Consider the following 10,865-nt stretch of genomic DNA (forward strand, 5'->3'; position numbering starts at 1 on the left):
CGATGATAACGAGATCGGCTCTTGAGAGCGCCGTCCGGAAGACTTCTGTCATGCGCTCCCGGTTGTCCCCTACCGTCGTCTGGTAATAGACGTTAAGCCCCAGCTTTGCACACGTTTCCGATAAATACTGCGCATTGGTATTGACGATATTGCCAAGCAGCAGCTCTGTTCCTACCGAGATCAGTTCGACTATCATATCAGATACTCCCTTCTGTCAGTATTTTATGATTCTTGTAAATATAATCAACAAGTGACACAATCGTCAGCACCAGCGCGATCCAGACACAGATCGTCGTGACAAACGCAAGCGCCGGAATATCCAGAATCAATAACACCACCGATACCATCTGAAACGTCGTCTTAAATTTGCCCCAATAGCTGGCGGCGATGACAACTCCGTTGTCCGAGGCGATCAGACGGAATCCGCTGATGATAAACTCCCGGCTGATGATGATGATAACCATCCAGGCTGGAAGCGCATTCAGCTCAATCAGGCAGATGAGCGCCGAGCACACTAGAAGCTTGTCCGCGAGCGGATCCATAAATTTTCCAAAGTTCGTAACCAGATTGTACTTTCTGGCAATCTTTCCATCCAGAAGATCGGTCAGGCTGGCTATGATAAACAGTGCCAGTGCAATCATACGGAAGGTATGGTTTTCACCATTCTGCCAGAGAAGGAAAAACACAAAAAACGGAATCATGATGACGCGAAGCGTCGTAAGCTTATTCGGTAAATTCATCAGCCAACTCTCCTATCAAATCATATTCGAGTGCTCCCGTTACGCGGACACGGCAGAAATCGCCGGACATCAGCGGAACATCCGCATTGACAAAAATCAAACCATCTACGTTCGGCGCGTCTTTATAGGTACGTCCCACGAAAGCATTCTCGTCTGCCACTTTTCCCTCGATCATAACCTCAAGCACACGGCCTTTCATATCCTCGGCTTTCTCAAAGGCAATCTCCTGCTGCAGCTCCATGATCTCGTCGCGGCGGTCTTCCTTGACCTCCTGCGGTACCTGATCCGGATATCCGGCTGCCGGTGTGTCCTCTTCTGCAGAGTATGCAAACACGCCCAGGCGGTCAAATTCCATCTCATCGACGAACCGCATCAGTTCCTCATGATCCTCCTGTGTCTCACCCGGGAAACCGGAAATTAAGGTCGTGCGGAGTGCAATATCTGGGATCTCTTCCCGCAGATGCGCGATCCGCTCCCGAAGCTCCGCCTGATTCGTGCGGCGTCCCATCCGCTTGAGAACAGCATCGCTCGCGTGCTGGATCGGAATATCCAGGTAATGACAGACTTTTTCCTCCGTCTTGATCGCCTGAATCAACTCCTCGGTGATCTCCTCCGGATAACAGTACTGGATACGGATCCATTCGATTCCATCGATCTGTGCCAGTTCATGTAAAAGTTTCGGCAGGGTCTTCTCTCCATACAAATCCACGCCGTAAAGCGTCGTCTCCTGTGCGACAAGAATCAGTTCCTTCACACCCTGATCCGCAAGCTCCTTTGCCTCTGCGAGAAGCTGCTCCATCGGCACACTGCGGTACGGTCCACGCAGGGACGGGATAATACAATAGGTACACCGTTTGTTACAGCCCTCGGAAATCTTTAAAAAAGCATAATGTCCGCCGGTCGTCACCAGACGTTTGCTCCGCATCTTCGTCTCGGGAAGTTCGGACAAATCGTGGAAATCAGATACCCGCTCGCCCTTCAGCACCTCCGCCAGCACCTTGCTGACCTCATCATAGCTGGTCGTACCGAGAATACCGTCCACCTCCGGCACCTCCTGCAGGATCTCTTCCTTGTAACGCTGTGCCATACAGCCGCTGACTAAGAGCGCCTTGCAGGTTCCGCTCTTTTTGTACTCTGCCATCTCTAAGATAGTGTTGACACTCTCCTCCTTGGCATCGTTGATAAAGCAGCAGGTATTGACCAGAATGACATCTGCCTCCTGCTCGTCATCAGTAAACGTGTACCCGTCCTGGCTCAGCGAACCCAGCATACGCTCTGCATCAACCAGGTTTTTATCGCAGCCAAGGGATATACAAAGTAATTTCATTCAATTCTCTCCTAATACCATATTTAAAAAATTTCTGTAACCATAATCGATTTGAACCGTCACAAAAATTCTGTATCGTAACTGTTCAGTACCTTCACAGTCACGCGCAAAAATCCATTAAAAATTGCCTACGGCAATGGGATTTTTGCCTGCTGGCCCATGTTTTCGTACGGTCAGCGCAGTAAATGCGCAGACCTACTGAACAGTTACTCTATATCTAAGAAAAGACCATCTCCATGTACATAATGAACACGGGACGGTCTTCTGTCACCTTTTAGACCTCTTCCTCCGGGGAATCGTTCTCTGCTACAATTTTAACCTTAGAATGGTACAGCTCGTCGATCGCGATCGAAAGCGGTTTTCTTCCATTCTCAATGACCAGTGCCTCATCACCGGCGATCAGCTGTCTTGCACGCTTTGCAGTCGCAATTACGATGGAGTAACGGCTCTGAATCAGCGGTTCTTTCCCCGGCTCAGCCTCTTTGTTTACAACATTAATTAAGTCAAGATATGACGGACGCAGCATCATAATACATCTTTCTCCTTTCAGAATTGCTTCATCTCTTCTTTTATTTTTTCAATCAAAGTCTTGTGATTTTCTGTTCTGGCATGCATCGCCTGAATCAGTGCGTGCATTTCTTCTACACAGCGGTCTACCTCATCATTCACCAGAATGAAATCGTAGTCATCCATCTGCTTGGACTCCTCTGCTGCTCTCGAAAGCCGTGCGGCAATCTTCTCCGGTGTCTCGGTTCCACGACCTGCCAGCCGGTTTCTAAGCTCCCCGGCACTCGGCGGCGTAACAAAAATGAGAACTGCCTCCGGGAATTTCTTCTTGATTTTCAGGGCACCCTGAATCTCAATCTCCAAAAGGACATCCTTGCCCGCTTTCAGGTTGGAAAACACATACTCCTTCGGTGTGCCGTAATAGTTTCCGACATACTGGGCGTATTCGACCAGCTCATCGTGTTCGATCATCTGTTCGAACTCTTCCCGGGTCTTAAAGAAATACTCTCTTCCATCAACCTCGCCCTCGCGCGGTGCGCGGGTGGTCGCGGAGATGGAAAGGGCATAATTGTCATACCGCTCCAGCAATGCACGCATCAATGTTCCCTTGCCTGCCCCTGAAAATCCGGATATAACTGCCAGTACTCCCTGATTATCCATATATTTCGCCTGCTTTCTAAATTCTATCTATTATTACAATATTTCATATTCTCCGTATTTTCACCGCCAACGGCAGCCTTCCGTGAATACCTCTTCCAGCATGATCAGCTATTCAATATTCTGAATCTGCTCTCTGACTTTCTCGATCTCTGTCTTGAGTGCAATCGCACAATCGGAAACCTCCAGATCGTTTGCCTTGGAAAGGATCGTATTCGCCTCGCGGTTCATCTCCTGTGCAATGAAATCCAGCTTACGTCCGACGCTTCCGCCCGCCGTCAGCTCCTTGCGGGTCGCCTCGATGTGGCTTCTCAGGCGGACCGTCTCCTCATCGGTGCAGATCTTATCTGCAAAAATCACAACCTCTGCCGCAATCCGGCCTTCATCGACGCTGCTTCCTTCCAGAAGCTCTTTCACCTTATCTTCCAGTTTCGCCCGGTATTCTTCCACGATCTTCGGGGAACGTTCTTCAATCTGATCGACCAGCGTTACCATATAGTCCAGCTTGCCAAGCAGATCCTGCTTCAGATTCTCACCCTCGCGTGTGCGTGTCTCGACAAATTTCTCTGCCGCCTCGCCGATCGCCTTTTCGAGAATCTGCCACATATGCTCCTCGTCCTCCGGCACCTGTTCCATCGTAAAGACTTCCGGACACCGTGCAAGACGCATCACCGTCGCGTCATTCGGAATTCCAAGCTCGTCCGCCATCTGACGGAAATAATCCATATACTCGCCGGCCAGGGAACGATTGTACTTTAAGGAAATCTTCTCATCCGTATAATCTTCATAGGAAATAAAGACATCTACCTTTCCCCGCTGAATGTATTTCTTGAGCTGCGCGCGAATCGCCGCCTCAAAGTAATTAAATTTCTTCGGCATCTTAATGCTGAGATCCAGGTAACGGTGGTTTACCGCCTTCATCTCCACAGAAATCTTATATTCATCCGTTGCCATCTCGCATCGGCCAAATCCAGTCATACTTTTAAGCATAGTGACGCCTCTCTCTTTCATCCATAGATAATGGTATTATAATGCAAATCGCCGCAAGCGTCAACCGAATTTAAAAGTGATTGTTTTTCGTGTCTTCTTTCATTATAATAGTAGATACTACACAAATAAAGGAGCACCAAAACCATGGCATTTGACGGAATTGTAATCGCAAACCTGGTTAAGGAGTTTAGTGACGCGCTTACCGGCGGCAAGATCGCAAAGATCACGCAGACCGAGCGCGATGAACTTCTTTTTACCATAAAGAACTTCCGGGAGACGAAACGGCTTCTTCTCTCGGTCAACGCAAGTCTCCCGCTGGCATATCTGACGGATACCAACAAGCAGGGACCGATGACTGCCCCGAATTTCTGCATGCTGCTTCGCAAGCACATCGGAAGCGGACGCATCGTGTCGGTCAGCCAGCCGGGTCTGGAACGCTGTATTCATTTTGAGATCGAACATCTGGACGAGATGGGTGACCTCTGCCGCAAGCTGCTTATCGTCGAACTGATGGGAAAATACAGCAATATCATTTTCTGCAGCCCTGACGGCACGATCCTCGACAGTATCAAACATATCTCCGTGCAGGTCAGCTCCGTGCGCGAGGTTCTGCCGGGACGGCAATATTTCCTCCCGCAGACGGTCGCGAAGCAGGATCCGCTGACTGCATCTGCCGATGATTTCGCCGCCATTCTGGCACAGTCACCGGCACCGGCAGGAAAAGCCATTTACACGAATTTCACCGGTATCAGCCCGGTCATGGCAGAAGAATTCTGCTATGAGGCATCGGTCGATGCCGACCGCCCCGCATCGGAACTGAATGAGCTGGAGCGCACGCACCTCGGGCACACGCTGGAACTGGCAATGGAATCCATCAAAAATGGACAGTTCTCGCCCTGCATCGTATACCGTGAAGATGAGCCAATGGAATTTGCCGCTCTCCCATTGACCTCGTTCCCGCCGGAATATCAGGTCGAACACTTTGATTCGATCAGTAAAGTGCTGGAGACCTACTATGCGTCCAAGAACGTCATCACACGAATCCGCCAGAAATCCTCGGATCTGCGCCGGATCGTCCAGACTGCCCTGGAGCGCAATTATAAAAAATACGATTTGCAGCAGAAACAGTTAAAGGACACCGAAAAACGGGATAAATACAAGCTCTACGGCGAGCTGTTAAACACCTACGGTTATGAGCTGACCGGCGGCGAAAAAGAACTTGTCTGCACGAACTACTACACAGGAAAAGAGGTCAAGATCCCACTTGACCCGCAGCTGACCGCCCGCGAAAATTCGCAGAAGTATTTTGACAAATACGGAAAACTCAAACGTACTTTCGAGGCTCAGAGCCAGCTCATTGAGGAGACGAAGCAGGAGATCGAGCACCTCGAATCCATCAGTACCTCCCTCGATATTGCCTTAAAGGAGGAAGATCTGACCCAGATCAAGCAGGAGCTGACGGAATATGGCTTCATCAAAAAGCACGGTCCGGCTGGAAAGAAAGTGAAAATCACAAGCCGCCCATTCCACTACCTTTCCTCCGACGGATTCCATATCTACGTCGGCAAAAACAACTACCAGAATGAGGAGCTGACCTTCAAGATCGCGACTGGAAATGACTGGTGGTTCCACGCAAAAGGAATCCCGGGTTCCCATGTCATTGTGAAATCCGAAGGAAAAGAGCTTCCGGACCGCACCTTCGAGGAAGCCGCCGGGCTGGCCGCCTACTATTCCAAGGGACGGGAAAATGAAAAAGTTGAGATCGATTATGTACAGAAAAAGCAGGTCAAAAAAGTAGCGGGCGCTGCTCCGGGATTTGTGATTTATCATACGAATTATTCGATGATGGCGACGCCGTCGAATCAGCTGGAAGAACTGCCATCATAATGCCGCCTGAAAAAAGACAATGTCTATATTTCTGCAATTCACAATGAGTCCAGTAAAAAACGCCACAGGCACACAACCCATGGCGTTTTTTTACTGGACTCAAATGAACTTAGCGAATCTCGCTCTTACCACCCATATACGGACGCAGAACCTCCGGAATGCGGACAGAACCGTCTGCCTGCAGGTTGTTCTCTAAGAATGCGATCAGCATACGCGGCGGAGCTACTACAGTGTTGTTCAAGGTGTGTGCAAAGTATTTGCCGTCTTTGCCGTTGACACGGATCTTCAGACGTCTTGCCTGTGCATCACCTAAGTTGGAGCAACTTCCAACCTCGAAATATTTCTTCTGACGCGGGGACCATGCCTCTACATCAACAGATTTTACTTTCAGATCAGCCAGGTCTCCGGAGCAGCACTCCAGGGTACGAACCGGAATATCCATGGAACGGAACAGATCCACGGTGTTCTTCCACAGTTTGTCATACCACATCTTGCTGTCTTCCGGTTTGCAGACTACGATCATTTCCTGTTTCTCAAACTGGTGGATGCGGTATACGCCTCTCTCCTCGATGCCGTGAGCGCCCTTCTCTTTACGGAAACACGGAGAATAGCTGGTCAGTGTTTTCGGAAGCTCTTCCTCCGGAACTACGGTATCAATGAATTTACCGATCATAGAGTGCTCGCTGGTACCGATCAGGTAAAGATCCTCGCCCTCGATCTTGTACATCATCGCATCCATCTCATCGAAACTCATAACGCCGGTTACAACATTGCTGCGGATCATGAACGGCGGGATACAGTAGGTAAATCCACGGTCAATCATGAAATCTCTTGCATATGCGATAACAGCAGAATGAAGTCTTGCGATATCGCCCATCAGGTAATAGAAACCATTTCCAGCTACCTTTCTGGCACTGTCCAGATCGATGCCGTTAAATTTCTCCATAATCTCGGTGTGGTACGGGATCTCGAAATCCGGTACAACCGGCTCGCCGAAGCGCTCGATCTCTACGTTCTCGCTGTCGTCTTTACCGATCGGAACACTCGGATCAATGATGTTCGGGATGGTCATCATAATCTTTAAGATGCGCTCGCCAAGATCCTTCTCCTGCTCTTCCAGCTCAGACAGGCGGGCAGACTGCTCTGCTACCTGTTTCTTCAGCTCTTCTGCTTCCTCTTTCTTTCCCTGACCCATCAGAGCGCCGATCTGTTTTGCAATCTTGTTCTTGTTCGCACGCAGATCATCTGCTTCCTTCTTCGCTGCACGGTTCTTGGCATCCAGCTCAATTACCTCATCTACCAGCGGAATTTTCTTGTCCTGGAACTTATTTTTAATATTCTGCTTTACAATGTCAGGATTTTCTCTGACGAATTTAAGATCTAACATATCTTCCTCCTACTGTTATGCAATTAACTGCACGAAAACTAGTTATAATTATACTACAACTTTGTACGAATGAAAAGCCCTGTTTCAAGAGTTCCTCTGTTCTTCAAATCATTTTGTTATTGTTCACGCATACGTGCCCAGTAACATCATTTTTTCATTTTGAAACAAAACAGGATAGACTGCCCATTATATTTAACTCAACTTCGTCAAATAGGACAGACACGCCTCCAGGCACAGTCCGTCCTGCTCCGGGGCACCAAGTTCTTCTGTCTTTTCCACACATTTTTTTGTAAAAGCTGCCGCCCGTCTGACGGCTTCCTCCATCGGCACACCTCGCACCATGCTGGCACCGATGACTGCTGCAAAGACATCCCCGGTTCCGTGGTAATTGCCCGCCACAAATTTAGTTGCATGAAAGACCGGCTCCTTGCCGCGCTCATGGATCACGTTGAGGATCTGTTTGCCCTTGACCACGCCTGTCAAAATGACTGACCGCGCGCCCAAAAGGTGAAGCTTCCAGCTCAGATCTGAGAGCTTGCGCTTACTCCATCCATTTTCCTGATACAGCGTGTCCGTCAGGGCACAGGCTTCAGTCAGATTTGGCGTGACAACGTCCGCATACTGCATCAGCTCCCGCATCGCCTCGATCAGATCCTCGTCACAGACGCTGTAGAGATGTCCGTGGTCGCCCATCGTCGGATCTACCAAAACCTGCGTATTTTCCCGTTTGAAATCCCGGATAAAATCTGCCACGATCGACGCCTGTCTGGCGGAACCTAAGAATCCAGTCATGATTCCGTCCATCTCAAATCCCATCTTCCGCCACGGCTCCAGGTATGCCTCCATCCGATCGGTATAATCATCCATATAGCATTCCGGATATCCCGCGTGATTGGACAGCACCGCCGTCACCACCGGACAGCACTGTACCTTGAGGGCGCTGATAACCGGCATCGCCGCCGTCAGCGAACAGCGCCCATAGCCTGACAGGTCATTTAAAACCGCTATTTTCTTCTGAATTCCTTCCATGTATAATTTTTCCTCATTTTCTTAGATTTTAAGCAACTTTATAATCTAACATATTCTCGCGGCAGATACGACTGCCTGCAGCATGATTCTGGTTTCTACAAGCGTGTATCTATGCATTTGTGTTTCATAAGCCGCACACTCTAATGACGCAACAAGGAGACTGCGCCCGGACAGATGTTTTTCCCATTCTGCCCAACCACAGTCTCCTGTATGTATTTCATTTTAATTCTTCTCGACTGAGATAAAATTGCCTTATGCTCTCGCTTCTACAGACAATGCATCCAGAAAACCTGCCTTGCGGAGTGCCGGACGAACTGCCATATATATAACAACAGACGCAATCGTAGATGTCACCGCATTGATCGAAGTCGCTGCGATATTCCATGCAAGTGTGAGCTCTGCCGCCGGTTTACCAATGATCCAGAGTTTATAATAATATCCGATCAGCGGATCTGCAATGACGTTGAATAAAAGACCTGCCACCGCTGCTGCAATCGTAAAACCAAGGATGTGGTTCTTATCGGTGCTCCGGTCAATCTTGCCCAGACGATGTGCTACGAATCCGGCGATCAGTCCGATGCAGAGTTTGCAGATAAATGTCTTCGGTGCATATACAATATAAACCGGATCGAGAAGGTCACCTATCGTCATGCCGATAGCACCTCCCAAACCGCCGTAAAAGCCGCCGACTAAGAGTGCCCCGATGACACAGACTGCATTTCCCAGATGAATGGAAGTTGCATCGCCGCCCGGAAGTGTGATCTTCACCTGTCCGTATGTAAATACGACATAGGAGAGAGCTGCCAGCAGACCGACCATCGCGATTTTGTAAGCCTGATTTGATTTGTTTGCCATGATGTTTCATCCTCCCTTGTTATTGGACTCATCATAGCACAATCTTGTCCCCTGAAAAACATACAGTTTTTATCATTTTAAGCAGGTCAGTTATAACTTGCCACTTTTTTATCCGGATTAATCATGTGCCTCCACGCACAAAAGGACGCCTCTCTCCAGCTCCAGAATACCCTCGTCCCGTTTGAGTTCATTGCTGATGCAGAGACTCGTCCCCAGCCCGATCGTCCGCCGCTGGAGCGGGTATTTAAATCCCCGCAGCGTCAGTCCCTCGACAGTCTCGGTCATCGGCAGGAACGAAATGTATTTTCCATACACCTCTTCCCGGTGAAATACCTTATGCCCGCCCAGAAGATACAGGCGGTTGCGGGCATCATAAATATTCACTTCCATTCCCTGGCAGAAAAACTGATACATCAGCTGGATATTGCCGATGGCGTGATCCATACGGCCGCCCAGCGCCCCCAGGATATCAACTGCCTCACAGCCCTGGCGCGCCGCCGTCAAAAGCGCCAGCTCCGTATCCGTCTCATCCTTCTCCGGTTTATGGATCTCAAATTCGATGTCCGGCTGGTTCTGATATTCTTCCAGAACCTTTTTGTCCACCGTGTCCAGATCGCCGACCACCGCATTCGGAGAAATATGCAGCGGGCGCAGAACCTCCAGCCCCGCATCTGCCGCAATTACATAGTCATACGAGCGCTGTGAGAGAAAATCTTTCGCAAACGCAATATCAATCGTTCCGCCTGTCACAATCAAACAACGCTTCATCTTCATCATCCCTGTTCAAATTCCTGAAAAATATTTAAAAATGTTTTTACATTCCCAGCCGGGTTTCCCTTAAATACGGCGCTTCCCGCCACGATCACATCGGCTCCTGCCTCCAAAACCGTCCGCACATTGTCCGGCGTGATTCCGCCGTCCACCTCAATGCGGGTGGAAAGTCCCCTCTCGCTGCACATTGCGCGCAGCTTCTTGATTTTTTCTACCGTATATGGAATAAATTTCTGACCGCCAAATCCTGGGTTGACCGTCATCAGAAGAACCATGTCCACCTCCGGCAAAATAACATCCAGTGTCTCGACCGGGGTCGCCGGATTTAACGCTACACCTGTTTGCAGCCCCGCCTCACGGATCTGCGCGATCGTGCGGTCCAGATGAAGACAGGCTTCCTGATGCACACAGATCAGATCCGCCCCCGCTTTTTTGATATCCTCTACATAACGTCCCGGTTCTTCCACCATCATGTGTACGTCAAACACACGATCCGTCACCGGGCGCAGGCTCTTAATCACCGGCATTCCAAAGGAGATACTCGGCACAAACGCGCCATCCATCACATCCAGATGGATGTACTGTGCGCCTGCCTTGTCCACCTCAGCGACCTGCTCTCCCAGCTTCGTAAAATCTGCCCCCAGAATCGAAGGTGATAATATAATCATGATTCTTTCCTCCCAATTTCTTGTAATGTACTCTCGGAATCTTTCTG

At 49.5% G+C, this 10,865-nt stretch carries 12 protein-coding genes; 1 reads left to right on the top strand and 11 read right to left on the bottom strand.

Annotated features, from left to right (window positions below):
* The 6 genes from QVO97_RS10445 to QVO97_RS10470 all read right to left on the bottom strand — a co-directional run.
* Window positions 1-196, bottom strand: a 196-nt coding sequence (locus tag QVO97_RS10445) for a molybdopterin-binding protein (protein WP_288189641.1), incomplete at its 3' end; no start/stop codon positions are given.
* Between the two features lies 1 nt (window position 197).
* On the bottom strand, window positions 198-740 hold the full coding sequence (gene pgsA / locus QVO97_RS10450; RefSeq protein WP_022360268.1) for a CDP-diacylglycerol--glycerol-3-phosphate 3-phosphatidyltransferase: 543 nt from the start codon (window positions 738-740) through the stop codon (window positions 198-200).
* Entirely contained in the window at window positions 724-2,067 is a 1,344-nt protein-coding gene (gene rimO / locus QVO97_RS10455; RefSeq protein ID WP_022360269.1) for a 30S ribosomal protein S12 methylthiotransferase RimO, read from the bottom strand. The genes pgsA and rimO overlap by 17 nt, the downstream gene beginning before the upstream one ends.
* Window positions 2,068-2,341: 274 nt before the next feature.
* Window positions 2,342-2,596, bottom strand: a complete 255-nt coding sequence (rpoZ, locus tag QVO97_RS10460; RefSeq protein WP_022360270.1) for a DNA-directed RNA polymerase subunit omega — start codon at window positions 2,594-2,596, stop codon at window positions 2,342-2,344.
* Between the two features lie 17 nt (window positions 2,597-2,613).
* A complete protein-coding gene (gmk, locus tag QVO97_RS10465) occupies window positions 2,614-3,234 on the bottom strand; it encodes a guanylate kinase (protein WP_022360271.1) in 621 nt (206 codons plus the stop codon).
* A 108-nt stretch (window positions 3,235-3,342) separates the two neighbouring features.
* Window positions 3,343-4,221 (bottom strand): YicC/YloC family endoribonuclease, encoded by an 879-nt coding sequence (locus tag QVO97_RS10470; protein WP_022360272.1) that lies wholly within the window; start codon window positions 4,219-4,221, stop codon window positions 3,343-3,345.
* Between the two features lie 144 nt (window positions 4,222-4,365).
* Here QVO97_RS10470 and QVO97_RS10475 point away from each other — a divergent pair, with 144 nt between their 5' ends.
* Entirely contained in the window at window positions 4,366-6,108 is a 1,743-nt protein-coding gene (locus tag QVO97_RS10475) for an Rqc2 family fibronectin-binding protein (protein ID WP_022360273.1), read from the top strand.
* Window positions 6,109-6,217: 109 nt separating this feature from the next.
* On the opposite strand, the gene serS is transcribed toward QVO97_RS10475, so the two are convergent.
* The 5 genes from serS to rpe all read right to left on the bottom strand — a co-directional run bounded on the left by serS (window position 6,218) and on the right by rpe (window position 10,818).
* Window positions 6,218-7,495 (bottom strand): serine--tRNA ligase, encoded by a 1,278-nt coding sequence (gene serS / locus QVO97_RS10480; protein WP_022360274.1) that lies wholly within the window; start codon window positions 7,493-7,495, stop codon window positions 6,218-6,220.
* A 192-nt stretch (window positions 7,496-7,687) separates the two neighbouring features.
* On the bottom strand, window positions 7,688-8,524 hold the full coding sequence (locus tag QVO97_RS10485; protein ID WP_022360275.1) for a pyridoxamine kinase: 837 nt from the start codon (window positions 8,522-8,524) through the stop codon (window positions 7,688-7,690).
* A gap of 252 nt (window positions 8,525-8,776) precedes the next feature.
* Window positions 8,777-9,379 carry an ECF transporter S component gene (locus QVO97_RS10490; protein ID WP_022360276.1) on the bottom strand — a complete coding sequence of 201 codons (603 nt, stop codon included), beginning with the start codon at window positions 9,377-9,379 and terminating at the stop codon, window positions 8,777-8,779.
* Window positions 9,380-9,496: 117 nt separating this feature from the next.
* Window positions 9,497-10,156, bottom strand: a complete 660-nt coding sequence (locus QVO97_RS10495; RefSeq protein WP_022360277.1) for a thiamine diphosphokinase — start codon at window positions 10,154-10,156, stop codon at window positions 9,497-9,499.
* Window positions 10,153-10,818 carry a ribulose-phosphate 3-epimerase gene (rpe, locus tag QVO97_RS10500; RefSeq protein WP_022360278.1) on the bottom strand — a complete coding sequence of 222 codons (666 nt, stop codon included), beginning with the start codon at window positions 10,816-10,818 and terminating at the stop codon, window positions 10,153-10,155. Before rpe ends, QVO97_RS10495 begins: the two co-directional genes overlap by 4 nt.
* Window positions 10,819-10,865 lie beyond the last annotated feature (47 nt).

It is taken from the genome of Clostridium sp. CAG:43 (assembly GCF_000434655.1).
Taxonomy (GTDB): Bacteria; Bacillota; Clostridia; order Lachnospirales; family Lachnospiraceae; genus Otoolea; species Otoolea fessa.

What these genes read in the sequence shown, in the direction of transcription:
- pgsA (WP_022360268.1), bottom strand. Translation starts at nt 740, where the DNA reads ATGAATTTACCGAATAAGCTTACGACGCTTCGCGTCATCATGATTCCG.
- rimO (WP_022360269.1), bottom strand. Translation starts at nt 2,067, where the DNA reads ATGAAATTACTTTGTATATCCCTTGGCTGCGATAAAAACCTGGTTGAT.
- rpoZ (WP_022360270.1), bottom strand. Translation starts at nt 2,596, where the DNA reads ATGATGCTGCGTCCGTCATATCTTGACTTAATTAATGTTGTAAACAAA.
- gmk (WP_022360271.1), bottom strand. Translation starts at nt 3,234, where the DNA reads ATGGATAATCAGGGAGTACTGGCAGTTATATCCGGATTTTCAGGGGCA.
- QVO97_RS10470 (WP_022360272.1), bottom strand. Translation starts at nt 4,221, where the DNA reads ATGCTTAAAAGTATGACTGGATTTGGCCGATGCGAGATGGCAACGGAT.
- QVO97_RS10475 (WP_022360273.1), top strand. Translation starts at nt 4,366, where the DNA reads ATGGCATTTGACGGAATTGTAATCGCAAACCTGGTTAAGGAGTTTAGT.
- serS (WP_022360274.1), bottom strand. Translation starts at nt 7,495, where the DNA reads ATGTTAGATCTTAAATTCGTCAGAGAAAATCCTGACATTGTAAAGCAG.
- QVO97_RS10485 (WP_022360275.1), bottom strand. Translation starts at nt 8,524, where the DNA reads ATGGAAGGAATTCAGAAGAAAATAGCGGTTTTAAATGACCTGTCAGGC.
- QVO97_RS10490 (WP_022360276.1), bottom strand. Translation starts at nt 9,379, where the DNA reads ATGGCAAACAAATCAAATCAGGCTTACAAAATCGCGATGGTCGGTCTG.
- QVO97_RS10495 (WP_022360277.1), bottom strand. Translation starts at nt 10,156, where the DNA reads ATGATGAAGATGAAGCGTTGTTTGATTGTGACAGGCGGAACGATTGAT.
- rpe (WP_022360278.1), bottom strand. Translation starts at nt 10,818, where the DNA reads ATGATTATATTATCACCTTCGATTCTGGGGGCAGATTTTACGAAGCTG.